The sequence below is a fragment of the Mesorhizobium sp. B2-6-2 genome, assembly GCF_006440615.1.
GTDB lineage: Bacteria > Pseudomonadota > Alphaproteobacteria > Rhizobiales > Rhizobiaceae > Mesorhizobium.
In genome coordinates this window covers 186,794-209,412 of record NZ_VFUG01000008.1, presented here as the reverse complement: position 1 = coordinate 209,412, position 22,619 = coordinate 186,794, and the positions used below count along the sequence as shown (strand labels likewise).

The 22,619-nt window shown below is 63.4% G+C and carries 23 protein-coding genes and 1 pseudogene; 11 read left to right on the top strand and 13 right to left on the bottom strand.

Annotated features, from left to right (window positions below; translation table 11 throughout):
• Window positions 1–392 (bottom strand): annotated as a pseudogene (locus FJ419_RS18320) (flagellar biosynthetic protein FliO); the annotation flags it as partial.
• A gap of 210 nt (window positions 393–602) precedes the next feature.
• Between FJ419_RS18320 and FJ419_RS18315 the strand changes: the two are divergent.
• Together FJ419_RS18315 and FJ419_RS18310 are read left to right on the top strand one after the other, a co-directional pair.
• On the top strand, window positions 603–3,188 hold the full coding sequence (locus FJ419_RS18315) for an ATP-binding protein (protein ID WP_140696337.1): 2,586 nt from the start codon (window positions 603–605) through the stop codon (window positions 3,186–3,188).
• Between the two features lie 104 nt (window positions 3,189–3,292).
• The gene (locus tag FJ419_RS18310) at window positions 3,293–4,000 is read left to right on the top strand and encodes a purine-nucleoside phosphorylase (protein WP_140696334.1); all 708 of its coding nucleotides are present in this window, start codon (window positions 3,293–3,295) and stop codon (window positions 3,998–4,000) included.
• A gap of 9 nt (window positions 4,001–4,009) precedes the next feature.
• On the opposite strand, the gene FJ419_RS18305 is transcribed toward FJ419_RS18310, so the two are convergent.
• Window positions 4,010–4,399 carry a hypothetical protein gene (locus tag FJ419_RS18305; protein WP_140696331.1) on the bottom strand — a complete coding sequence of 130 codons (390 nt, stop codon included), beginning with the start codon at window positions 4,397–4,399 and terminating at the stop codon, window positions 4,010–4,012.
• Window positions 4,400–4,706: 307 nt separating this feature from the next.
• Between FJ419_RS18305 and urtA the strand changes: the two genes are divergently transcribed.
• From urtA to FJ419_RS18275, 6 genes are all read left to right on the top strand, one after another.
• Window positions 4,707–6,017, top strand: a complete 1,311-nt coding sequence (urtA, locus tag FJ419_RS18300) for an urea ABC transporter substrate-binding protein (RefSeq protein WP_140696328.1) — start codon at window positions 4,707–4,709, stop codon at window positions 6,015–6,017.
• A 182-nt stretch (window positions 6,018–6,199) separates the two neighbouring features.
• Complete coding sequence (urtB, locus tag FJ419_RS18295; RefSeq protein ID WP_140696325.1) at window positions 6,200–7,816, top strand: urea ABC transporter permease subunit UrtB; 1,617 nt, start codon at window positions 6,200–6,202, stop codon at window positions 7,814–7,816.
• Complete coding sequence (gene urtC / locus FJ419_RS18290) at window positions 7,813–9,036, top strand: urea ABC transporter permease subunit UrtC (RefSeq protein WP_140696322.1); 1,224 nt, start codon at window positions 7,813–7,815, stop codon at window positions 9,034–9,036. The genes urtB and urtC overlap by 4 nt, the downstream gene beginning before the upstream one ends.
• Window positions 9,037–9,042: 6 nt before the next feature.
• The gene (gene urtD / locus FJ419_RS18285) at window positions 9,043–9,789 is read left to right on the top strand and encodes an urea ABC transporter ATP-binding protein UrtD (protein ID WP_140696320.1); all 747 of its coding nucleotides are present in this window, start codon (window positions 9,043–9,045) and stop codon (window positions 9,787–9,789) included.
• Window positions 9,790–9,859: 70 nt separating this feature from the next.
• Entirely contained in the window at window positions 9,860–10,555 is a 696-nt protein-coding gene (gene urtE / locus FJ419_RS18280) for an urea ABC transporter ATP-binding subunit UrtE (protein WP_140546957.1), read from the top strand.
• A gap of 265 nt (window positions 10,556–10,820) precedes the next feature.
• On the top strand, window positions 10,821–10,997 hold the full coding sequence (locus FJ419_RS18275; protein WP_095765283.1) for a hypothetical protein: 177 nt from the start codon (window positions 10,821–10,823) through the stop codon (window positions 10,995–10,997).
• A gap of 23 nt (window positions 10,998–11,020) precedes the next feature.
• On the opposite strand, the gene FJ419_RS18270 is transcribed toward FJ419_RS18275, so the two are convergent.
• The 10 genes from FJ419_RS18270 to FJ419_RS18225 all read right to left on the bottom strand — a co-directional run bounded on the left by FJ419_RS18270 (window position 11,021) and on the right by FJ419_RS18225 (window position 20,124).
• The gene (locus FJ419_RS18270; RefSeq protein WP_140696317.1) at window positions 11,021–12,166 is read right to left on the bottom strand and encodes a GGDEF domain-containing protein; all 1,146 of its coding nucleotides are present in this window, start codon (window positions 12,164–12,166) and stop codon (window positions 11,021–11,023) included.
• Window positions 12,167–12,278: 112 nt separating this feature from the next.
• Window positions 12,279–12,536: a hypothetical protein gene (locus tag FJ419_RS18265; protein WP_140546959.1), complete on the bottom strand. Its 258-nt coding sequence runs from the start codon at window positions 12,534–12,536 to the stop codon at window positions 12,279–12,281.
• A 140-nt stretch (window positions 12,537–12,676) separates the two neighbouring features.
• Window positions 12,677–13,483 carry a DUF72 domain-containing protein gene (locus tag FJ419_RS18260; protein WP_140696314.1) on the bottom strand — a complete coding sequence of 269 codons (807 nt, stop codon included), beginning with the start codon at window positions 13,481–13,483 and terminating at the stop codon, window positions 12,677–12,679.
• Between the two features lie 27 nt (window positions 13,484–13,510).
• A complete protein-coding gene (locus FJ419_RS18255) occupies window positions 13,511–13,969 on the bottom strand; it encodes a GNAT family N-acetyltransferase (protein WP_140696311.1) in 459 nt (152 codons plus the stop codon).
• A complete protein-coding gene (locus FJ419_RS18250) occupies window positions 13,966–14,373 on the bottom strand; it encodes a DUF302 domain-containing protein (RefSeq protein ID WP_181170742.1) in 408 nt (135 codons plus the stop codon). Before FJ419_RS18250 ends, FJ419_RS18255 begins: the two co-directional genes overlap by 4 nt.
• Complete coding sequence (uvrA, locus tag FJ419_RS18245; RefSeq protein ID WP_140696305.1) at window positions 14,373–17,294, bottom strand: excinuclease ABC subunit UvrA; 2,922 nt, start codon at window positions 17,292–17,294, stop codon at window positions 14,373–14,375. Before uvrA ends, FJ419_RS18250 begins: the two co-directional genes overlap by 1 nt.
• Window positions 17,295–18,347: 1,053 nt before the next feature.
• Window positions 18,348–18,629: a hypothetical protein gene (locus FJ419_RS18240; RefSeq protein WP_140696302.1), complete on the bottom strand. Its 282-nt coding sequence runs from the start codon at window positions 18,627–18,629 to the stop codon at window positions 18,348–18,350.
• Between the two features lie 74 nt (window positions 18,630–18,703).
• The gene (locus tag FJ419_RS18235; protein ID WP_140696299.1) at window positions 18,704–19,309 is read right to left on the bottom strand and encodes an ATP-dependent Clp protease proteolytic subunit; all 606 of its coding nucleotides are present in this window, start codon (window positions 19,307–19,309) and stop codon (window positions 18,704–18,706) included.
• Window positions 19,310–19,336: 27 nt separating this feature from the next.
• Window positions 19,337–19,813, bottom strand: coding sequence for an SRPBCC domain-containing protein (locus FJ419_RS18230; RefSeq protein ID WP_140696296.1), 477 nt, complete (start codon window positions 19,811–19,813; stop codon window positions 19,337–19,339).
• Window positions 19,810–20,124 carry a metalloregulator ArsR/SmtB family transcription factor gene (locus FJ419_RS18225; protein ID WP_140642883.1) on the bottom strand — a complete coding sequence of 105 codons (315 nt, stop codon included), beginning with the start codon at window positions 20,122–20,124 and terminating at the stop codon, window positions 19,810–19,812. The genes FJ419_RS18230 and FJ419_RS18225 overlap by 4 nt, the downstream gene beginning before the upstream one ends.
• Before the next feature lie 236 nt (window positions 20,125–20,360).
• Here FJ419_RS18225 and FJ419_RS18220 point away from each other — a divergent pair, with 236 nt between their 5' ends.
• The 3 genes from FJ419_RS18220 (at window position 20,361) to FJ419_RS18210 (ending at window position 21,829) form a co-directional block, all read left to right on the top strand.
• On the top strand, window positions 20,361–20,885 hold the full coding sequence (locus FJ419_RS18220; RefSeq protein WP_140696293.1) for a single-stranded DNA-binding protein: 525 nt from the start codon (window positions 20,361–20,363) through the stop codon (window positions 20,883–20,885).
• A gap of 34 nt (window positions 20,886–20,919) precedes the next feature.
• On the top strand, window positions 20,920–21,318 hold the full coding sequence (locus FJ419_RS18215) for a DUF2306 domain-containing protein (RefSeq protein WP_140546760.1): 399 nt from the start codon (window positions 20,920–20,922) through the stop codon (window positions 21,316–21,318).
• Window positions 21,319–21,403: 85 nt separating this feature from the next.
• Window positions 21,404–21,829, top strand: a complete 426-nt coding sequence (locus FJ419_RS18210; RefSeq protein ID WP_140546759.1) for an OsmC family protein — start codon at window positions 21,404–21,406, stop codon at window positions 21,827–21,829.
• 23 nt (window positions 21,830–21,852) lie between these two features.
• Here the strand turns inward: FJ419_RS18210 and FJ419_RS18205 are convergent, their stop codons facing one another.
• Complete coding sequence (locus tag FJ419_RS18205; RefSeq protein ID WP_140546758.1) at window positions 21,853–22,482, bottom strand: MarC family protein; 630 nt, start codon at window positions 22,480–22,482, stop codon at window positions 21,853–21,855.
• Window positions 22,483–22,619 lie beyond the last annotated feature (137 nt).

Below are 22,619 nucleotides of genomic sequence, written 5' to 3'. Positions count from 1 at the left end.
GGGGCGGGTGCGGGCGCCGGTTGCGGCGCGCGCGGGCGTTGCGCAACTCCTATCTGCTGCTGACCGGCATCGCCCGTCAATGCCGGGCGGCGCAGCGCCGCCAGCCTGATGTCGCGCTCGACCACGACATCGGTCGGCCCGCCGATCAGGATCAGATGCTCGATGTCGTCGCGGCGCACCAGGACAAGCCGGCGATGGCTGTCGACAGCGGTGGCATCCATCACGGCAAGCCGCGTCTTGCGGTTCCTGCCGCCGGCGACGAAGGTGCCGAACGTCAGGTTGCGGACCACCTTGATGGCGAGCAGGACGACAACCAGCATGATGAGAGCCGCTACCGTCCACAGGATTGCAGCGACATAACCCGGGCCCGCTACATTATCCAGCCACTGCATCAGTGCACCCCAATCGCCATCTTTGAAGTCAGGGGACACTAGACCGTTGGGACCAGCGACCGCAAGTTCACATCACCCATCGTGAACAGTTTGAAACATGAATCGTTGATTTTATCGGACATTTGCCGCCGAGGCCTTTTCCGCTACAGGAGAATGTGATTCAACCGGCCGTCCGTGCCGTCGGACACCGGAATCACGAGCAGGGGGACCATGGCCAAGGAAGCGCGCGGCGATTTCTATCCGGTGCCGATCGTCGACCAGAACACGCGTCCGGGCGCCGTCACGAGGCTCATCGTCTTCATCGTCGTCTTGACCGGCGCCGCGATCGTCTTCGGACTTTTCCGCGAGCGCCTCGGCGATCCTTTCCTGCTCGGCATGCTCGGCGTGCTCGCCATGATCGGCGTCGGCTTCCTGTTCGCGACCGCGATCGGCTTCGTGCAGATCGCACCGCGTTCAACCGGCGACGAATTGTCGAAAGCCTTCGTCGATTCCATGTCGCAGGGCCTGCTGGTCACCGACACCAAGGGCCGCGTCGTCTACGCCAACCGCGCCTATGCCGACATGACGGGCGCTGCCTCGGCCGCCGATCTCAAGACCGTCGAAGGGCTGTTGTCGGACGTTCCCGAGGCCTCGATGACGATCTACCGGCTGGCGTCGGGCCTGCGCGACGGCCAGGCCGGCGACGGCGAGTTCCGGCTGGCGCAATCGATCAAACCAGGCGCCGAACCGGGCGCGCGCTGGTACCGCGCCCGCGCCCGCGCCTTCAGCATGCCCGGGCAAAGATTGCCGATGCTGGCCTGGCAGCTCGCCGACATTTCGCAGGAACGGGCGGAGCAGGAGCGTTTCTTCCTCGACCTGCAGAAAGCCATCGACCATCTAGACCATGCGCCGGCCGGATTCTTCTCTGCCGACCAGGAAGGCCGCGTCACCTATATCAACGCCACGCTCGCCGAGTGGCTGGGCATCGACCTTGCCTCCTTCACGCCGGGCGCCATCACGCTGCCGGAAATCATCGCCGGCGACGGCATGGCGCTGGTCCGCTCGGTCAAGGCCGACCCCGGTACCACCCGCAACGCCGTCATCGACCTCGATCTCACCACGATGAGCGGCCAGGCGCTGCCGGTGCGCTTCATGCATCGGGTTTCGGCAAGCCGCGAAGGCGTGAACGGCCCGACCCGCACGATCGTGCTCAACCGCACCCAGGGCGAGGACGCTTCCGCGGAGCTGCGGGCCTCCGAGGTTCGCTTCACCCGCTTCTTCAACTCGACGCCGATGGCCATTGCCGGCGTCGATGCGAGCGGACGCATCCAGCGCACCAACGCGCCGTTCCTGCAGCTGTTTTCGTCCGTGGTCGACCGCGACGCCGTCGACCGGCGGGTGCGGTTCGAGACCATCGTCCACGAGCGCGACCGGCCGGCATTCGCCGCCGCCTTCGAGAAGGCGCGGCAGCGGCAGGCCAATATCGAGCCGATCGATTCCGTCCTGCCCGGCAATGAGGAGCGCCACATCCGCTTCTACGTCAATGCCGTCGCCGACAGCGCGGGCAGCGAAGGCGCCGAGGAGGCGGCGATCGTCTATGCGGTAGAGACCACCGAGCAGAAGGCGCTCGAGGGCCAGATGGCGCAGAGCCAGAAGATGCAGGCGGTCGGCCAACTCGCCGGCGGTATCGCGCACGACTTCAACAACGTGCTGACCGCCATCATCATGGCGTCCGACCTTCTCTTGACCAACCACCGGCCGTCGGACCCGTCCTTCCCCGACATCATGAACATCAAGCAGAACGCCAACCGGGCGGCCTCGCTGGTGCGGCAATTGCTCGCCTTCTCGCGCAAGCAGACGCTGCGGCCGGAAGTGCTCAACCTGACCGATGTTCTGGCCGATCTCAGGATGCTGCTCGCACGCCTCGTCGGCAACGACATCAAGCTGAAGATCGACCACGGCCGCGACCTGTGGCCGGTCAAGGTCGATATAGGCCAGTTCGAGCAGGTGGTGGTCAATCTCGCCGTCAATGCGCGCGACGCCATGCCGAGCGGCGGCGATCTCACCGTGCGCACCCGCAACGTCACCGCCGACGAGTGCAAATCCTTCGCCTACCGCGAATTGACGCCGGCCGACTACGTGCTCGTCGACGTCGAGGACACCGGCAGCGGCATTGAGCCCGACGTGCTGAAGAAGATCTTCGAGCCGTTCTTCACGACCAAAGAAGTGGGCAAGGGCACCGGCCTCGGCCTGTCGATGGTCTACGGCATCATCAAGCAGACCGGCGGCTTCATCTTCTGCGATTCCGAAGTCGGCAAGGGCACGGTGTTCCGTATCTTCCTGCCGCGCCACATCGCCGAGGTGAAGAAGCAGGCCGAGCCTGGCGAGGCGCCGTCGACAGCGGCGACTGCTCCGGCCAAGACCGCCGACACCGCGAAAGATCTTTCCGGCTCGGCCACGGTGCTTCTGGTCGAGGACGAAGACGCCGTGCGCATGGGCGGTGTGCGGGCGCTGACCTCGCGCGGCTATACCGTGCACGAGGCGTCGTCCGGCGTCGAGGCGCTTGAAGTGTTCGAGGCGCTCGGCGGCAAGGTCGATATCGTGGTGTCCGACGTGGTGATGCCGGAGATGGACGGGCCGACATTGCTCGTCGAGCTGCGCAAACGCCAGCCTGACATCAAGTTCGTGTTCGTTTCGGGCTATGCCGAGGACGCGTTTGCCAAGAACCTGCCGGCCGAGGCGCATTTCGGCTTCCTGCCGAAACCGTTCTCGCTCAAGCAACTGGCGACGATCGTCAAGGACGTGCTGGAATCCTAGGGCGTTCAGCGCTTCCTTGGATTGCTCTAAATAAGCCAGAGCTTGCGCATTGCGGCAGTCCTGCCATGATGGTCGCCGGATGGGTCTATCAGGGGTGGTAGCGCGTGACGCCGCATATCGAGGCGGGCCGGGGGGACTATGCCGAAACGGTGCTGTTGCCGGGCGATCCCGAGCGCGCGCAATGGATGGCGGAGATGTTTCTCGAGGCGCCGCGTTGCGTCAACCGCCGAAGGGGCGCGCTGGGTTTCACCGGCCGGTTCCGCGGCAAGCCGGTCAGCATCCAGGCGACCGGGATAGGGGTGTCGTCTTTCCTGATTTATGCCTTTGAGCTGTTGGACCATTACGGCGTCAAAACGCTGATCCGCACCGGCACATGCGGCGGATTGTCGGAAGAGGTGCCCCTGCGCGGCGTCGTCATCTCCAGCGAAGTGCGGGCGGAGGGCGCAATCAGCGGACAGGTCTTCGGGCTGTACCAGCCGGCGGGACCGGACCAGACGCTGCATGCGCTGGCGCTGCAACGCGCGGCCGATCTCGGCATAGTCTGCAGCGCGGGTCTGACGATCTGCAGCGACGTGTTTCATCATCCCGACGGCCGCGCCCGGTTTGACGAGCCGATGGCGCTGCGGGCGTTGGCCGTCGATATGGAAACTAGCGCGCTCTATCGGATTGCGGCGCAGTTCGGCGCGCGAGCGCTGTCGCTGCTGACCGTCGTCGATCATGTCGCCACCGGTGAATTGACCGACTATTCGGAGCGCCAGGCGCTTTTCACAGACATGACCCGGCTGGCGCTCCAAGTCGCAGCCGAGAGCTAGATTTTAGGGCTATCTTTTGGTGCAGGTCGAAGCTGTGAAGGCGCCGTCCTGCTGTTTCATGATGATGTCGAAGGAAGGACCGCTCGGGTCATCCAAGGTCGCCTGGGTCATCGAGATCGAATTGCCGCCGCTGGTGTAGCCGCCGAGCGGACCGAGCCAGGTGATCTCGCCGTTGGGATTCATCTGGTAATTGTAAGGCGGCGGCGCGGCGCCGAAGGTCACCGGGCCGCTGTAGAGGCTGCCCTTGATGGTGATGTCGCCGAGGTTGAAGAACAGGCCAAGCAGGTAGACCTCACAGTGATAGGCGCCGTCCGGCAGCTTGCCGTCGGCGAAATCGGCGCGGGCGCTGCCGGCGGCGGACACAAGAAGCAGGAAACTCAGGATTGTTCGCAGGGCCATGACGTCGCTCGTTTGCACGGCGACCTTGCCCCATTTCGCCATGAGCCCGCAACAGGGCCGACGAAGCTATCCTTGCCTATGTGGTGAAATCATAGGCATTTTTACAATTTGGGCAAAATATAGGCAGCGGTGCGTAAAGTTTTCTCAATCCTGCCGCGTTGCAGTAGAGGCGACAGTTGCGCGGCTACCAGATAACCAACTGTAATCACTGCATTATCTCGAAAATCAGTTCAGCGCATTCCTATCTGGCACGTCGTTTGCACCGCTAATATTGCGATGCAAAACAACCAGCTTGGGAGTGTGTCATATGAGGGGTAACTTCGCGAAAATAACAAAAATCCTGTCCGCCGGCGTCGTCGCGGCTGGTCTGTTGGCTTCAGCTTCCGCCAAGGCGGCTGAAGACACGATCAAGGTCGGTATCCTCCATTCGCTGTCGGGGACCATGGCGATTTCGGAGACGACGCTGAAAGACGTCATGCTGATGCTGATCGACGATCAAAACGCCAAGGGCGGTCTGCTCGGCAAGAAACTGGAGGCCGTGGTCGTCGACCCGGCGTCCAACTGGCCGCTCTTCGCCGAAAAGGCGCGCGAGCTGATTTCCAAGGACAAGGTCGCGGCCGTGTTCGGCTGCTGGACCTCGGTGTCGCGCAAATCGGTGCTGCCGGTGTTTTCGGAACTCGACAATATCCTGTTCTATCCCGTCCAGTATGAGGGCGAGGAGAGCGAGCGCAACGTCTTCTACACCGGTGCGGCGCCGAACCAGCAGGCCATTCCGGCCGTCGATTACCTGATGAGCGCCGATGGCGGCTCGGTGAAGCGCTGGGTGCTTGAAGGCACCGACTATGTCTATCCGCGCACCACCAACAAGATCCTCGAAGCCTATCTCAAGTCGAAGGGCGTGCCGGCCGAGGACATCATGGTCAACTACACGCCGTTCGGCTTCTCCGACTGGCAGACCGAGGTCTCGGCGATCAAGAAATTCGGTTCGGCCGGCAAGAAGACGGCCGTGGTGTCGACCGTCAACGGCGACGCCAACGTGCCGTTCTACAAAGAGCTCGGCAACCAGGGCGTCAAGGCCGAGGACATTCCGGTCATGGCCTTCTCGGTCGGCGAGGAAGAATTGGCCGGTCTCGACACCGGGCCGCTGGTCGGCCATCTCGCCGCGTGGAACTACTTCGAAAGCATCGACACGCCGGCGAACAAGAAGTTCATCGACGACTGGCACAAGTTCATCAAGAACGACAAGCGCACCACCAACGACCCGATGGAAGCCCACTATATCGGCTTCAACATGTGGGTGAAGGCGGTCGAGAAGGCCGGCACCACCGATCCGGACAAGGTCATCGACGCCATGGTCGGCGTTTCGGTGCCGAACCTGACCGGCGGCTATTCGACGATGATGCCCAACCACCACATCACCAAGCCGGTGCTGATCGGCGAGATCCAGGCCGACGGCCAGTTCGAGACCGTCTCGCAAACGCCCGGCCTCGTCATGGGCGACGAATGGTCCGACTACCTGCCGGATTCCAAGGACCTGATCTCGGACTGGCGCGCGCCGTTGTCCTGCGGCAACTTCAACGTCGCCACCGGAAAGTGCGGCGGCAAGGGCACCAACTGATCCCGGTCCGTGATCCCAGGTCTGTCGGATCGCGGAGTGGCCCCGCGATCCGAGACCGCAGCCCGGGCAGGTTCCTGACCCGCCCGGGCAAGATCCCCGAAATCTAGTTTTGCGCAATTCCGGACGGAAAACCGCTTCACACTTTTCCTGGAATTGCTTGAGAAAGCTGCTTGAAGACGACAATGCTGCTGCTGCGCGCAATCGGTCTGATGTTGCTGCTGACGATGGCTGGACTGACGCCGTCGAAGGCGGCTGAGGCCGACCTTCGCGCATCGATCGGCAAATTCGCGACTGCAACCGGCTTCTCGGCTACCGAGGCCGTCGTGCGCGAGCTTGCCGCGAGCGGCGATCCCGCCGTCGATCGGCCGCTTTCGGCGCTGGCCGACGGCAATCTCTACATCCGCAAGGCCGATTCCCAGGTTTTTGTCGGCAAGGAGAGCGGTAACAGCATCGAGCTGCTCGATCCGCTGAGCGGCGAGAACGCCGCCGAAGCGGCGAAGGCCGACCTCACCAAGATCAAGGTTAATAACGGGCTGCGCCGTGTCATCCGCGACGCGCTGGGCACGCTGACCTTGCGCGCCAGGGACGCGAGCGTGCGTCTTGCCGCGGCAATGACGATGTTCAAGACGCCCGACGCGGCGAACACCGAGCCGCTGGATGCCGCAATCGCCGCCGAAATCGATCCCGGCGTCAAGGCCCTGTTCGAGCAGGCGCGCGCGGCGTCGGTTCTGGTTTCCGACAAGCCCGAAGCCGATAAGCTCGCGGCGATCTCGGTCGTCGCCGCCCGCGGCGACCGCGACGCGCTCTCGCTGCTCACCTCAGTTGAGGCGAACGCCCAGGGCGCGGTCAAGGAGGCGGCAACCGCCGCGATCGGCAAGATCAACGCGACGCTGGCCGTGTGGGATGCCGGCCAGAACATCTGGTACGGCATTTCGCTGGGATCGGTGCTGCTGCTTGCGGCGATCGGGCTTGCCATCACCTTCGGCGTCATGGGCGTCATCAACATGGCGCATGGCGAGATGGTGATGCTCGGCGCTTACACCACCTTCGTCGTCCAGCAAGTCATCCGCACCTCGTTTCCAGGCTTGTTCGACTGGTCGCTGGTGATCGCGCTGCCGCTCGCCTTCCTTGTCGCGGGGCTGGTCGGCCTTGCAATCGAACGCGGCATCATCCGCTTCCTCTATGGCCGCCCGCTGGAAACGCTTCTGGCCACCTGGGGTGTGTCGCTGGTCCTGCAGCAGGCGGTGCGCACCATCTTCGGGCCGACCAACCAGGAGGTCGGCAATCCGTCCTGGATGTCGGGTTCGTTCGATGTCGGCCAGCTGGCCATCACCTGGAACCGGCTGTGGATCCTGGTGTTCGCGCTCGCCGTGTTCGGTGTGCTGCTCTACGTCATGAAGCGCACGGCCTGGGGGCTGCAGATGCGCGCCGTCACCGCCAACCGGCGCATGGCTGCCTCGATGGGCATCAGGACGCCATGGGTTGACGCGCTGACCTTTGCGTTGGGCTCGGGCATCGCCGGGATCGCGGGCGTGGCGCTCAGCCAGATCGACAATGTCTCGCCCAATCTCGGCCACGGCTACATCATCGACAGTTTCATGGTCGTGGTCTTCGGCGGCGTCGGCAATCTGTGGGGGACGCTGGTCGGCGCCTTCTCGCTCGGCATCGTCAACAAGTTCCTCGAGCCCTATGCCGGCGCGGTGCTCGGCAAGATCGTCGTCCTGGTGCTGATCATCCTGTTCATCCAGAAGCGCCCGCGCGGCCTGTTCGCGCTGAAGGGCAGGGCGGTGGAAGCATGATCGCGCAGCGCTTCCTTTCCGCCGATCGCCGCATCGGCATTGCCATCTTCGTCCTGCTGGCCGCCGCGATCATCGTGCCCCTGCTCAACCTGGCGGTCTCGCCGCAAAGCGCCTTCCACATCCCGCCTTACATCGTGGCATTGGTTGGCAAATATCTCTGCTACGCGTTGCTGGCGCTCGCGCTCGACATGGTCTGGGGCTATTGCGGCATCCTCTCGCTCGGCCACGGCGCCTTTTTCGCGCTCGGCGGCTATGCGATGGGCATGTATCTGATGCGCCAGATCGGCTCGCGCGGCGTCTACGGCAATCCGATCCTGCCGGACTTCATGGTGTTCCTGAACTACAAGCAGCTGCCCTGGTTCTGGTACGGCTTCGATCATTTCTGGTTCGCGGCGCTCATGGTGCTGGCCGTGCCCGGCCTGGTCGCCTTCGTCTTCGGCTGGTTCGCCTTCCGCAGCCGCGTCACCGGCGTCTATCTTTCGATCATCACCCAGGCGATGACTTATGCGCTGCTGCTCGCCTTCTTCCGCAACGACATGGGCTTCGGCGGCAACAACGGCCTGACCGATTTCAAGGATATACTCGGCTTCAGCGTGCAGGCCGACGCCACGCGCTCGGCCCTGTTTGCGGCCAGCGCCGTGACGCTGGCGCTTGCCGTCTTCGTCACCGCTGCAATCGTGCGCTCCAAATACGGCAAGCTCCTGATGGCGGTGCGCGACGCCGAAAGCCGCACCCGTTTCCTCGGCTGGCGGGCCGAGAACGTCAAGCTGTTCGCCTTCACGGTTTCGGCCATCATGGCCGGCATCGCCGGCGCGCTCTACGTGCCGCAGGTCGGCATCATCAATCCCGGCGAATTCGAGCCGTCCAACTCGATCGAAGTGGTGATCTGGACCGCTGTCGGCGGGCGCGGCACCATTATCGGCCCGATCCTCGGCGCGCTCCTCGTCAACGCCGGCAAATCCTGGTTCACGGGCGTGCTGCCGGAATTCTGGCTGTTCGCGCTTGGCGGGCTGTTCGTCGCCGTCACCCTGCTTTTGCCCAAGGGCATCGTCGGCATGTGGGACGGCTGGCGCGGCAGGGCGACGGCGCTGCGAGCGGCCTCGCTTGCGGCGGAGGCCGGCGCCGATCAGCAGGCGCCGGAGCCGAAGATCGTGCGCTCGGCGGCGACGATGCCCGGCGCCTGGTCTGCCAGCGGCGCCGAGCCGCAGCCGGCGGAGTGAACGATCATGAGCAAGTCGAACACCATCCTTTATCTCGACGGCGTCTCGGTTTCCTTCGATGGCTTTCGCGCCATCAACAAGCTGTCGCTGGTGCTCGACAAGGGCGAAATGCGCGCGATCATCGGACCCAACGGCGCCGGCAAGACGACGATGATGGATATCGTCACCGGCAAGACGCGGCCGGACGAGGGCGAAGTGTTCTTCGACGGCGAGGTCGATCTCACCCGGCACGACGAGGCCGAGATCGCCATGATGGGTATTGGCCGCAAGTTCCAGAAGCCGACGGTCTTCGAGAGCCACAGCGTCGAGGACAATCTCATGCTGGCGCTAAAAGGGCCGCGCTCGATCTTCCCGGCGCTGTTCCATCGCCGTTCGGCGGCCGAGACGCGGCGCATCGACGATATCCTCGGCATCATCCGTCTCGGTAACAAGCGCGGCGAGCTCGCCGCCAACCTCAGCCACGGGCAGAAGCAATGGCTGGAGATCGGCATGCTCCTGGCGCAGGACCCAAAGCTTTTGCTCGTCGATGAGCCGGTCGCCGGCATGACTGATGCCGAGACCGAGGAGACGGCGCGGCTGCTCAAGGACATCGCCCGCGACCATTCGGTGATCGTCGTCGAGCACGACATGCATTTCGTGCGCGAGCTCGGCGTCAAGGTCACCTGCCTGCACGAGGGCTCGGTGCTGTCGGAAGGCACGCTCGATTTCGTTTCGGCCGACGAGCGCGTCGTCGAAGTCTATCTGGGGCGGTGAGCATGGTCTGGCGGGTTCCCTTCCACCGTTTCGATTTCGCTTTCCTGAAGCGCTGGAGAAGGGGCTGACCATGCTCGAAGTCTCCAATGCCACGCTGCATTACGGCGCCGCCCAGGCGCTGCGCGGCGTTTCGCTGAAAGCCGGCGCCGGCAAGATCACCTGCGTGCTCGGCCGCAACGGCGTCGGCAAGACGAGTTTGATGAGATCGATCGTCGGCCATCACCGGCTGACGAGCGGAAGCGTTGCCTTCGAGGGGAAGGCGCTCGACCGGAGCGCGGCGTATGACCGCGCCCGGTCGGGCATCGCATTCGTGCCGCAGGGCAGGGAAGTCTTTCCGCTGCTGACGGTGCGCGAAAATCTGGAGTCCGGCTTCGCGCCGCTGCCGCGCGCCGACCGCAACATTCCGGCCTATGTCTTCGAGCTGTTTCCGGTGCTGAAGCAGATGCTGTCGCGGCGCGGCGGCGACCTGTCCGGCGGCCAGCAGCAACAGCTCGCCATCGGGCGCGCGCTGGTGATGCGGCCCAAGCTCCTGGTGCTCGACGAGCCGACCGAAGGCATCCAGCCTTCGATCATCAAGGATATCGGCCGCGCCATCCGGTATCTGCGCGACCAGGCGGGGATTGCCGTGCTTCTGGTCGAGCAATATCTCGACTTCTGCCGGGAACTTGCCGACGAGGTCAACATCATGGATCGGGGCCAGATCGTGCATACCGGTCCCGCGGAAGACCTCGACCGGGCGGATGTGCGGAAGTTTCTGACAGTCTAGAATCGTTTGCTCGACTTCGGTCGACATCCCGAGGCGGCAGCAACCCCAGTATTTCTCTACGCTGGCCACGCCCAGCTCTGGCGCGTTGAATACCGCATGCTAGTCTTTTCTTGGCCTTGGTGAGTCGGCCGCTTTCCGTATCAGTCGCGAATGAGGGGGAAGGCGCGGATTCCGCCCGCAAGTTCCACGCAAGCCAATCCACCTAGCTTTCCCCGCAGTGATTGTCGGTCAATGCGTCCAAAAAGAATCTTGCCAGGGGACGGCGATGGAACGTTTTGTCGAGGACTACCAAAAGCGGCGCCTCACCGAGCGCGTCGACATCATGACCGCGATCAACATCCTGATGTCGCAAGGCTATGACGAAGATCATCTCCTGGATGAGATCACCAAGGTTTTCTACGTCGATCTCGACGCCTTCAACGAAGTGATCTCACATCATTGAGAGTTTGCACGCGGCGGTAAAACTCAGCCGGCGCGGCGAAAATCCAGGACGCGGTTGCGGCCGCCGCGCTTAGCGGCATAGAGCGCCTTGTCGGCGGCGCTGAGCACTTTGTCGAAGCTCATGCCATCCGTGCTGCCAAATGCGAAGCCGGCGCTGACCGTGCAGCGCAGCGGTCCGGTCTCGGTCTCGACCGTGTGTGCGGCGAACGCGGCCCGGACGCGTTCGGCCGTCGCCTCGGCCGTCTCGGGCGAGGTGCGCTTCAACACCATGGCGAATTCCTCGCCACCCATGCGGGCGACGGAGTCGCTCGGGCGCAGGTCGGCGGAGAGCACTTCGGCAAAGACCTTCAACACTTCGTCTCCCGCGGCGTGACCGAACTGGTCGTTGACCGCCTTGAAGCCGTCGAGGTCGAAAACCACGACAGCCGTGAAGGCGCCGACCGGTATCTTGCCGTGCAGGTCGAAGAGGGCACGGCGGTTGAGAAGGCCGGTCAAGGCATCGGTGTGTGCTTCGCGCCGATGGTGGCGCGCGAGCCGCCCCTGGTTGAGCGCCAGCGACAATGCGCCGATACCGGTCATGGAGGCGATGACGATGACGAGGCTCAGATCCTCAGCCCAATTGCTCGGCGCGTGGCCGAGAACCAGCCTGCCGTCCCATGCCAGCACGGCGGCGCACAGCACGAAGGACACAGCGGTCAGCGAATAGAGCAGCGCTACGCCGATGAGATGGACGGGCGCCTCCGCGCGACCGCGCCAATATTGATATGCGGTGCCGAACAGCAACAGCGCGGCCAGAGCGTTTTCCAGCATGAAGCCCAGCCCGTCATAGCCGAGCGCCATGGGCGGCAGCGCGAGAGCATAGGACATGCCGACGCCAAGCGCGATGAGCGGCAAGGGCGAGCGGCTGGTCCTGAACTGGTGGGCAGCGCCCAGCATGACCGAGAAGCCGAGCAAGAGCAGCGCCAGCGTCAGCACGCCAAGGGCCGTTCCGGGTCTCTCGATGTATGCGTCGTAGACAAAGACTTCGGCCACCACGACCAGCACGCTAATCGCCCAGGTCAGCAGGAACTTGTCGGAACGGGCGGTCAGCCATGTCCCGAACAGCGTAAGGCCGAGGCAAGCGGCCGAAAAGCCGACGGCAAGCAGCAATGAATTGTAGTCGAGCAGCATTCACGCGTCCTTGCCGGCGCCGGGCTTCTGCAACCTGACGTAGATGCATTAGTGCAGCAAGGAAGTATCGATTACGTTACGATAGCGGTGAAGATGCCATCATTCCGCGGCGTCAGAGGACCGCCACCAACAACAGCAGGATGATGCCGACCCCCATCATCAGCAGACCCGGCCAGTTCTGTGAAAGGCCGAGGAAACCGAGGCCGCGCCGGCGTGGCTCAAGCGTCGGGCCAGGCGTTGTAAGGTTTGGCATCGGGCGATCCGAGGCTGCAGGTGCCGGATCGCTAAGTTTCCCGCGCCTGAGGACCGCACCGGCCATGTACACGATGCCGGCGACAATGAGCAATGCCCCGATGAGGATGACAGCCATATCACCTGGCTTTCTTCGGGCTCCCCCGATACCGGAGCCTGGACATTGTTCCGCGAAAGCTCATCCGCTGTGAAAACCGGCTCCGGCGAGAAAGGCAAAACGGTCAAGATGCCTCGTAAGTTCCGACGGAGCTCGCCCCTTCAATCGGTCACCCGCTTCATCAGCGCCATGGCGCCGAAGGGAGCGCGCACCTTGCCCTCGGTAATGAAGTAGGCGAACACGTCGCGCGGCTTGACCGGCGCATCGGTCTTGGGATCGGCGCGCGGCAGGTCGGCGGGTTGCTTGCCTTGCGCCCATGTCTTCACGCGTCCCGCCCATTCGTCCAGGCCTTTCGGCGTGTAGCAGTCGGGGTTGTCGTCGCTGCCGGTTTGCAGCCGCGCATAGACGAAGTCGCCGGTTACATCGGCGATCGCCGGATATTTGGCGTGGTCGGCATAGACGATCGCAGCGTTGTATTTTCGGGCGAGCGCCGGGAATTCGGGCACAACAAAACTGTCGTGCCGCACTTCGACCGCGTGACGCAGAGGCACGCCGTCCTGCTTTTCAGGCAGCAGTTTCAGGAAAGCTTCGAAATCGTCCGCGTCGAATTTCTTGGTCGGCGCGAACTGCCACAGAATCGGGCCGAGCTTCTCGCCGAGTGCGGCGACGCCGGAGCCGAGAAAGCGCATCATCGATTCGCCCGCCTCGCCCAGCACGCGGCGGTTGGTGACGAAGCGGTTGCCCTTCAGCGAATAGACGAAGCCGTCAGGGGCCTCTTTCGCCCACTTGACGAACGTCGGTTCCTTGAAGCTGGAATAATAGGTGCCGTTGACCTCGATGCTCGGCACCTGCCGGCTGGCGTAGTGCAGCTGCTTGGCCTTGGCGAGCTTCTCCGGATAGAAGGAAGTATCCCAAGGCTCGAAAGTCCAGCCGCCCATGCCGGCGCGGATTGTTCCTTGGGCAGTCATCGTCTTCCTCCTCCGTTCAAAATGTGGTTAGGCCGCCTCGTCGACCGGCTTCACCATATCGACCAGGGTCCATCCTGGCCGGTATGGATTGGCGCGGCGACCCGTTTCGCGATAACCGTAGGCCGCATAGAGCGCGATGTTCCGCTCCATGCGCGAATTGGTGTAGAGCCGCACCTCCGGCACGCCCCATGACCGCGCCTGCTGATCGGCGAAGTTCAGCAATCTGATCCCAAGCTTCCTGCCCTGGAAAGCCGGCGCGACGGCGACGCTGAAGATCATGGCGTGGTCGGGATACTGTTCGAGGACTATCAACCCGGCCAATCCTCCGTCCTCTTCGAGCAGCCAAACCTCGCCGCGCTCGATGCGCGGCGTGTAATCCTCGGTCACTGGGATCGGCGGTCCGCCGAAGATGGGCGTGTAAGGCGCATAGGCATCCGTGGTCAGCGCGACGATTGCAGCGAGGTCTTCGGGGCGGGCCGGTCTCATGATTGGTCTACTCCGGCAGCGGCCGCGACAACCTTCTGCATCCCGGCAGCTATGGCTGCGACGGCATCGCGGCTGGCATCGCCGAGGCCGTGGCGCTCCGCCAGCCAGTGCGGGCGGTTATAGGACAGCCAGACCTTGCCTTGCTCGTCTTCCCAGGCCAGCGCCTTGATCGGCAGGTCGATGCCCGCAAGCTGCCGGTCCTGCATCAAGGGTGTGCCACCCTTCGGATGGCCGAAGATCAGCAATTCGGTTGGACGAAGCACGGCACCGATCTCGCGCGCGCCGGCGGCATGGTCGATGCGGGCGAAGACGCGCAGTCCGGCGCCGGTGACGGTTTCAACGAGCCGATCAACCGTCTCCGCGACTCCAAAGCGGCTTTCGACGGAGACGAGAGCGTTTGCCATCACTCCGCCGCTTCGCGTTTGCCTCCGGGGCGCCGCTCCAGCAGCTCCTTGAGGAACTGGCCGGTGTAGCTGCGCTTCTCGCGCACGATCGCTTCCGGCGTGCCCGACGCCACCAGCTCGCCGCCGCCGTCGCCGCCTTCGGGGCCGAGGTCCAGCACCCAGTCGGCGGTCTTGATCACTTCGAGATTGTGCTCGATCACCACCACCGTGTTGCCCTGGTCGACCAACTCGTGCAGCACTTCGAGCAGCTTGGCGACGTCGTGGAAATGCAGGCCGGTGGTCGGCTCGTCGAGGATGTAGAGCGTCTTGCCGGTCGCCTTGCGCGACAATTCCTTGGCGAGTTTTATTCGCTGCGCCTCGCCGCCGGAGAGCGTCGTCGCCTGCTGGCCGATATGGATGTAACCGAGGCCGACCTGCTTCAGCGTCTCCAGCTTGTCGCGCACGCCCGGCACCGCCGAGAAGAAGTCGACGCCTTCCTCGACCGTCATGTCGAGCACGTCGGCGATCGACTTGCCCTTGAACAGCACGTCGAGCGTCTCGCGATTGTAGCGCTTGCCGTGGCAGACGTCGCAGGTGACGTAGACATCGGGCAAGAAGTGCATCTCGATCTTGATAACGCCGTCGCCCTGGCAGGCCTCGCAGCGGCCGCCCTTGACGTTGAAGGAGAAGCGGCCCGGCTGATAGCCGCGCGCCTTCGCCTCCGGTAGCCCGGCGAACCAATCGCGGATCGGCGTGAAGGCGCCGGTATAGGTCGCGGGGTTGGAGCGAGGCGTGCGGCCGATCGGCGACTGGTCGATGTCGATGACCTTGTCGAGGAATTCCAGGCCCTCGATGCGGTCATGCTCGGCCGGATGCTCGCGCGAGCCCATGATGCGGCGCGAGGCCGCCTTGAACAGCGTCTCGATCAGGAAGGTCGATTTGCCGCCGCCGGACACGCCGGTGACCGCAGTGAAGGTGCCAAGCGGGATTTCCGCCGTCACGTTTTTGAGATTGTTGCCGCGCGCGCCGACCACCTTGATGCGCCGGTTCTTCTTCGCCTCGCGCCGCACCGCGGGCGTCGCCACTTCGAGCTCGCCCGACAGATATTTGCCGGTGATCGAGGCAGGTGTGGCCATGATCTGCTGCGGCGTGCCTTGCGCGATGATCTGGCCGCCATGGATGCCGGCCGCCGGGCCGATGTCGACGACATAGTCGGCATGCAGGATGGCGTCCTCGTCATGCTCGACGACGATCACCGTGTTGCCGATGTCGCGCAGGTGCTTGAGCGTATCGAGCAGGCGCGCATTGTCGCGCTGATGCAGACCGATCGACGGCTCGTCCAGCACATAGAGCACGCCGGTGAGGCCGGAGCCGATCTGCGAAGCGAGCCGGATGCGCTGGCTCTCGCCGCCCGACAGCGTGCCGGAATTGCGCGACAGCGTCAGATAGTCGAGGCCGACATCGTTGAGGAAGCGCAGCCGCTCGCGGATTTCCTTCAGCACGCGGACCGCGATCTCGTTCTGCTTGTCATTCAACTGCGCCGGCAAGTCCGTGAACCATTGGTCGGCCTTGCGGATCGACATCTCGGTGACTTCGCCGATATGCTTGCCGCCGATCTTCACCGCCAGCGCTTCCGGCTTCAGGCGGTAGCCGTTGCAGGCGGGGCAGGGGGTGGCCGACATGAAGCGCTCGATCTCCTCGCGCATCCAGGCGGATTCGGTTTCCTTCCAGCGCCGGTCGAGATTGGGGATGACGCCCTCGAAGGTCTTGGTCGTCTTGTAGGAGCGCAGGCCGTCATCATACTGGAAGGTGATCTCGCGCTCGCCCGTGCCGCGCAGCACGGCTTCTTTGGCCTCGGCGCTCAGATCCTTGAACTTGTCGCCGAGCTTGAAGCCATAGACCTTGCCCAGCGCTTCCAGCGTCTGCGCGTAATAGGGCGAGGTCGATTTCGCCCACGGGCTGATGGCGCCGTCGCGCAAAGAGACGTTCTCGTCCGGCACGACGAGATTGGGGTCGATGGCGCGCTGGCTGCCGAGGCCGTCGCAGGTCGGGCAGGCGCCGAACGGGTTGTTGAAGGAGAACAGCCTGGGCTCGATCTCGGGAATGGTGAAGCCGGACACCGGACATGCGAATTTTTCCGAGAACAGGATGCGCTCATGCGTCTCGTTCTTCGACTTGTTGACCGAATCCTCGCCGGTCTGGCTGGCATCGAGCGGCTTGTCGGCGAATTCTGCCACGGCAAGACCCTCGGCAAGCTTCAGCGCCGTCTCGATCGAGTCCGCGAGCCGCGTGGCCAGGTCGCCGCGCACGACGACGCGGTCGACGACGACGTCGATGTCGTGCTTGTATTTCTTGTCGAGCGCCGGCACGTCGGCGATCTCGTAGAAGACCCCGTCGACCTTGACGCGCTGGAAGCCCTTCTTCTGCAGTTCCAGCAGTTCCTTGCGGTACTCGCCCTTGCGGCCGCGCACGATCGGCGCCAGCAGGAACAGGCGCGTGCCCTCGTCCAGCGCCAGCACGCGGTCGACCATCTGCGAAACCGTCTGGCTTTCGATCGGCAGGCCGGTGGCCGGCGAATAGGGGATGCCGACGCGCGCGAACAGCAGGCGCATATAGTCGTAGATCTCGGTGACGGTGCCGACGGTCGAGCGCGGGTTGCGCGAGGTGGTCTTCTGCTCGATCGAGATGGCAGGCGACAGGCCGTCGATCTGGTCGACGTCCGGCTTCTGCATCATCTCGAGGAACTGGCGGGCATAGGCCGACAGGCTTTCGACATAGCGGCGCTGGCCCTCGGCATAGATGGTGTCGAAGGCAAGCGACGACTTGCCGGATCCCGACAGTCCGGTCATGACGATCAGGCTGTCGCGCGGCAGGTCGAGATCGACGTTCTTGAGATTGTGTTCGCGCGCCCCGCGAATGGAAAGGTATTTATGGTCGGCCATCGCCGGTCGCCGCCTCAGATCTGGAATTTGCTGGATTGGCGGGATTGTCCCGGCCATCCCCTATGTAGGTATTTTCACCGCCACGTCGAGAGACGCCACAATCTCGACGGGACAAGCCGATCATGGGTTTAACCGTCTTTCGCGCGAGCGGGCAAGCGGAAAGAACAAAGGTCGAACACGCTCCTGACAAAGCGTTGTGGAAACAATCGCTCAAGCGTTGTGAGAACAATTGCGGCCGAGATACGCGCCGTTGGCGTTTCGAAGCACTCGACTTACCTGCACGTAACCTCCAGGCGATCACATTTTTCGGTAACCGACTATTCAACGGTTGACGTCCCGGGCCCAGGGGAGCAGTCTCAAACGCGTCAACGAAGCCGGCCGTCTTTCGATGGCCTCGCCGCCTAACAGGCGGTCTGCGAGACGCCGCAGGCGATAGCGATTTGCGCTTCGAACGACATTGTCGCAACGGACCTAGGAGCGGAGCATGACGCCACCGGACAGTCCCTTGAGGCTCCACACTGAGATGGAGCCGCGGCGGGCATAAGTGCCAGGGCAGACTTGAAACGCCGGCCCGACAAACCGTGACTTGCCGATTCCCTACAATTAGAGACGATAGTCGGATCGTCGGCTGAACGCCGCGTTGCATCCGAAACAGAACGCCGGCAGTCCACTCCCGGCTAAAATTGGATTTTCAGATCCATGAAAGCCCCGTCCACCTGCGGAAGCAGTGGCGGGGCTTACATTTTGTCGGGCATGCCAGGTTCGCAATTGGCCGGAGACGCTCCCAACTTCGTCATTCTAGGGCGGAGCGACGCGAAGCGGAGCGCAGACCCTGGAATCCATGCCGTGACGTTGGACGGAGGGTGCAGCGGCGCAAAATTCTGTAACCGCTGCAATGCGTTAGCGTCACGGCATGGATTCCAGGGTCTGCGCGCGTCGCTCCGCTCCTTGCTCCGCCCTAGAATGACGAATTGAGAAGGGCTTCAGCCGATCGCCAGAGTTGTGGATTGCGCTGACGGCCAATCCGGCAAGATTTCTGTGACGACCGAACTATCAGTGGTTCGGTAGCTTCATGCCGCCCGTCGCCATGTCAATTGTGATGCTGCCGCCGATCCTGACATCGGTGTTGCCGATCTTGAAGGAGCCGCCTTTGCCGGTGGGCTGCGCGTCGTCCGGTTCCGGCTGCGGCGCCGGCTTGGCGATGCGGTAGTCGCCGCTGACGCCGGGCAGCTTCTGCGCCGAGTTGTCGTCGGCAATCGCGGCGCCGGCCACCAGCGCGCCGGCAAGCGCGGCGAGGGCAACGCGCAAATGCCTGGATTGGAACGGATCGATCATGCGCGGACTATAGAGACGCGGCTGGAGCGATGCCAGTCGCGCGGCGATAATTGCCGCGCGTTCGGCTTGAGGCGTCAGGCCGCTTTCTTGCGCGTGTCGTAGACGTGGTCGACAAGGCCCCAGGTCTTGGCTTCCGCGGCGCTCATGAAGTAATCGCGATCGAGCGTGCGCTCGACCTCCTCGTAGGTCCGGCCGCAATGCCTGGCGTAGAGCTCGGTCATATGCTGCTTGGTGCGCACGATGTCCTCGGCATGGCGCTGGATGTCTGAGGCTTGGCCCTGGAAGCCGCCCAGCGGCTGATGCAGCACGATCCTTGTGTTGGGCAGCGCGATCCGCCGCCCCGGCGCGCCGGCCATCAGCAGGAAGGAGCCCATCGAGGCGGCAAAGCCCATGCAGACCGTCGACACCGGGCAGGAGATGTACTGCATCGTGTCGTAGATGGCGAAGCCGCTGGTCACCATGCCGCCCGGCGAGTTGATGTAGATCGAGATCTCCTTGTCGGGGTGGTCCGATTCCAGCGACAGAAGCTGCGCGCAGACCAGCGCCGAGACGCTGTCGTTGATCTCGCCGTTGATGAAGACGATGCGCTCGCGCAGCAGCCGCGAGAAGATGTCGAAGGCGCGTTCGCCGCGGCTCGACTGTTCGATGACCATCGGCACCAGATTGGCCAGGGCGCTCATGTCGGATCTCCTCGGTTTTTTCGTTGATCAGGCCGCGCGCAGCATCATGCAGGGCGCGTTGGCGGCGATCGGGTTCTTGCGCGCGTGAAGCGAGAGCCCGCAGCCGGCTCCGGTAATGGCGAGGACAGGTTCCGCCACCGGCACGAAGCCGTCATGGACGATGCTGAGATGCGTGCCGCCTGAGGCGGTGCGCGCCAGCGTGAAGGTGACGATGCTGTCGAAGGCGGGAAACCCGTCGCGGTCGTTCGCGTCGGGCCGCTGATGCCAGGAATAGCGCAGCAGCTTCCCGTGCTCGGCCTCGAGCACCTCGCATTCGATCGGTTCATCCGGTCCGGCAAAGGCAAAGCGGGCGCCGGCTTCCGCCTTCATGTCGTTCGGCATCATCCAGGCCGCCAGCAGTTCCGGCTCGGTCAATGCCCGCCAGACTTTTTCCGGCGGATCTGGAAGGTCGCACTCAAAGCAGAGCGGCGCTTCATTGACCGTCGGGTTTTCGGTTGCCGTCATTGGTCCATTCCTTTCAGAACCGTCTTCAACTTCTCGATGCGTTCCGGCCAGAAGGCGCGGTAGCGTTCGATCCAGCCGAGCAGCGGGTCGAGCCCTTGCGGATCGGCGCGATAATAGGCGTTACGGCCGGCGCGTCGCTCGACCACCAGGCCGGCGCCTCGCAGCACGGCAAGGTGCTGCGAGACCGCCGGCTGGGACACGCTCATGCCGGCGCGCAGCTCGCTCACACTCATCTCGCCAGCGGTCAGCCGCTCGTAAACCGCGCGTCGCGTCGGGTCGGCCAGAGCGCGAAAAATCTCTGCTTCGATCATGGCAGAAGCATAAGTCGATACTTATCGATTTGGCAAGCTCCTATTTGATCGCCATATCAAGACGCACGTTCAAGCCTGCCTTTGCTGACATTCCTTGACAGAAAGTGCAGCTATGACTAGAACGAAAAGAGAACAAAAACCTTGTGGGAAAAGCCAGCCTTTTGCGGGCGGCGACGACCCGCAGGCTGTAAGGTGAGCGACTTGAAATTTGTTTCGGATGAGCGCGGAGAACTAAGATGGCGGGTAGCGTCAACAAGGTCATTCTGGTCGGCAATCTCGGAGCGGATCCTGAAATCCGCCGCCTGAATTCCGGTGATCCGGTCGTCAACATTCGCATCGCCACGTCGGAAAGCTGGCGCGACAAGAACTCGGGCGAGCGTAAGGAAAAGACCGAGTGGCATAACGTCGTCATTTTCAACGACCAGCTCGCCAAGGTGGCCGAGCAGTATTTGAAGAAGGGCATGAAGGTCTATGTCGAGGGCCAGCTGCAGACCCGCAAATGGCAAGACCAGACCGGTGCCGACAAATACACCACCGAGGTCGTGCTGCAGAAATTCCGAGGCGAGCTGCAGATGCTCGACGCGCGCGGCGAGGGGGGCGGCGGCCAGGTCGGCAATTATTCCGGCGGCGGCAACAGCCGTGGCTCGGATTTCGGCCAGTCCAGCCCGAATGAAAGCTTCAACCGCGGCGGCAGTGGCAGCTCCAGGGGCGGCGGTGGCGGCGGCTCGTCACGCGAGCTGGACGACGAGATCCCGTTCTAAGCGTCTCGAAACGGCCGTCTAAGGGGAAGGCGTGATGTCGCTCGGACCGCTTTTGTCGGCGTCGCCTCCCATTCCGTGGCATGCATTCGCGGCCTTCGCCGCTTTAGCCATCGGCGGCGCCCAGCTGGCGCTGCCGAAAGGTACTGTGCGTCATCGTGTGCTGGGCTACACTTGGGTGGCGTTGATGCTGGTCATCGCCATATCGAGCTTCTGGATCCAGCAGATCCGGCTCGTCGGTCCGTTCAGCCCGATCCATCTGTTGTCGATCCTGGTGCTGGTCACCGTGCCGTTGGCGACCTGGTATGCGCACACGCATAAGGTAACCGCGCATCGCGGCGCCATGATCAAGCTCTATCTGTTCGCGCTGGTCGGCGCCGGCATCTTCACGCTGCTGCCCGGCCGGATCATGCATGCCGTTGTGTTCGGCCAGTAAGGCGTGTTGATATTCAGGTGAGGCCGGCCTGACCTGAATCTCAACACGCCTTGGCGCGGACGGGAATTTCTCAAGGAAGATCAACGTGAAAGCACGCGTCAAATGGGTCGAGGAACGCACTTTCGTCGGCGAGTCCGGCAGCGGCCACAAGGTCGTGCTGGGCACGGCGCACGGGCCAGAAGGCAAGACGCCGGGACCGAGCCCGATGGAACTGGTGCTGATCGGCACCGGCGGCTGCTCGGCCTATGATGTCGTGCACATCCTCGAGAAGGGCCGCGAGGCGGTCGAGGATTGCGTGGTCGAGCTCGACGCCGACCGAGCCGAGGCCGATCCAAAAGTGTTCACGCGCATCCACATGCATTTCATCGTCAAGGGCCGCGCGCTTTCGCATGACAAGGTGAAACGCGCGATCGATCTGTCGATCGAGAAATACTGCTCGGCAAGTGCCATGATGGCGAAGACAGCGACGATCACGCACGATTTCGAGGTGGTCGAGACGGCGGCGAAGTAAGGCATTAGGCATTAGGATATTGTTCAAGCGGCCATCAGCGCCTTGATGCCGTCCGCCACGAACTGCACGGCAAGCGCCGCGAGGATCACACCGAGCAGACGGGTCAGGATCGATCGGCCGGTCTGGCCGAGGATGCGGTCGATGCGCTCGGACAGCACGAAGACCAGAAAGGTGATCACCAGGCAGATCGCAATGATGCCGACCAGCGCCGCCTGTGCGCCAAAACCCTGGAAGGAGCCCGACAGCAGCACGGTTGCCGAGATGGCGCCCGGACCGGCGATCAGCGGGATTGCCAGCGGGAAGGCGGCTATGTTGTGAATCATGTCCTTGGTGATGGCGACGTCGCCGATCTTCTCCTTACGGTCCTGGCGGCGCTCGAACACCATTTCGAAGGCGATGAAGAACAAGAGAAAGCCGCCGGCGACGCGAAAGGCCGGCAGCGTTATGCCGAACACCGACAGGATCGAGGCGCCGGCAATCGCAAACAACGCCATGACCAGGAAACCGATCACCGAGGCGCGGACCGAAACCTGCTGGCGCTCGTCACGGTTCATACCGCGCGTCACGGCAAGGAACAGCGGCGCCAGTCCCGGCGGGTCGATGGTCACCAGGATGGTGACGAAGGCGTTGAACAGGCTGTCGAAACTCGGCATCGCTGGTCCCCTCCCGCCGGGCGAAGCCCAGGTTCCGCAATTGGTAGAGCAAAGCCATGGCGCTGGAAAGCGGAAGGAAATGGTGTGCGAAGCTGTGAAAGCAGGCGCGAAGGATCGCTATTCAATTCCTTGCGGCT

Bases quoted from the DNA above. Each gene is read 5' to 3' on its own strand.
- FJ419_RS18315 (WP_140696337.1), top strand. From the start codon at position 603: ATGGCCAAGGAAGCGCGCGGCGATTTCTATCCGGTGCCGATCGTCGAC.
- FJ419_RS18305 (WP_140696331.1), bottom strand. From the start codon at position 4,399: ATGGCCCTGCGAACAATCCTGAGTTTCCTGCTTCTTGTGTCCGCCGCC.
- urtA (WP_140696328.1), top strand. From the start codon at position 4,707: ATGAGGGGTAACTTCGCGAAAATAACAAAAATCCTGTCCGCCGGCGTC.
- urtB (WP_140696325.1), top strand. From the start codon at position 6,200: ATGCTGCTGCTGCGCGCAATCGGTCTGATGTTGCTGCTGACGATGGCT.
- urtC (WP_140696322.1), top strand. From the start codon at position 7,813: ATGATCGCGCAGCGCTTCCTTTCCGCCGATCGCCGCATCGGCATTGCC.
- urtD (WP_140696320.1), top strand. From the start codon at position 9,043: ATGAGCAAGTCGAACACCATCCTTTATCTCGACGGCGTCTCGGTTTCC.
- urtE (WP_140546957.1), top strand. From the start codon at position 9,860: ATGCTCGAAGTCTCCAATGCCACGCTGCATTACGGCGCCGCCCAGGCG.
- FJ419_RS18275 (WP_095765283.1), top strand. From the start codon at position 10,821: ATGGAACGTTTTGTCGAGGACTACCAAAAGCGGCGCCTCACCGAGCGC.
- FJ419_RS18270 (WP_140696317.1), bottom strand. From the start codon at position 12,166: ATGCTGCTCGACTACAATTCATTGCTGCTTGCCGTCGGCTTTTCGGCC.
- FJ419_RS18265 (WP_140546959.1), bottom strand. From the start codon at position 12,536: ATGGCTGTCATCCTCATCGGGGCATTGCTCATTGTCGCCGGCATCGTG.
- FJ419_RS18260 (WP_140696314.1), bottom strand. From the start codon at position 13,483: ATGACTGCCCAAGGAACAATCCGCGCCGGCATGGGCGGCTGGACTTTC.
- FJ419_RS18255 (WP_140696311.1), bottom strand. From the start codon at position 13,969: ATGAGACCGGCCCGCCCCGAAGACCTCGCTGCAATCGTCGCGCTGACC.
- FJ419_RS18250 (WP_181170742.1), bottom strand. From the start codon at position 14,373: ATGGCAAACGCTCTCGTCTCCGTCGAAAGCCGCTTTGGAGTCGCGGAG.
- uvrA (WP_140696305.1), bottom strand. From the start codon at position 17,294: ATGGCCGACCATAAATACCTTTCCATTCGCGGGGCGCGCGAACACAAT.
- FJ419_RS18240 (WP_140696302.1), bottom strand. From the start codon at position 18,629: ATGATCGATCCGTTCCAATCCAGGCATTTGCGCGTTGCCCTCGCCGCG.
- FJ419_RS18235 (WP_140696299.1), bottom strand. From the start codon at position 19,309: ATGAGCGCCCTGGCCAATCTGGTGCCGATGGTCATCGAACAGTCGAGC.
- FJ419_RS18230 (WP_140696296.1), bottom strand. From the start codon at position 19,813: ATGACGGCAACCGAAAACCCGACGGTCAATGAAGCGCCGCTCTGCTTT.
- FJ419_RS18225 (WP_140642883.1), bottom strand. From the start codon at position 20,124: ATGATCGAAGCAGAGATTTTTCGCGCTCTGGCCGACCCGACGCGACGC.
- FJ419_RS18220 (WP_140696293.1), top strand. From the start codon at position 20,361: ATGGCGGGTAGCGTCAACAAGGTCATTCTGGTCGGCAATCTCGGAGCG.
- FJ419_RS18215 (WP_140546760.1), top strand. From the start codon at position 20,920: ATGTCGCTCGGACCGCTTTTGTCGGCGTCGCCTCCCATTCCGTGGCAT.
- FJ419_RS18205 (WP_140546758.1), bottom strand. From the start codon at position 22,482: ATGCCGAGTTTCGACAGCCTGTTCAACGCCTTCGTCACCATCCTGGTG.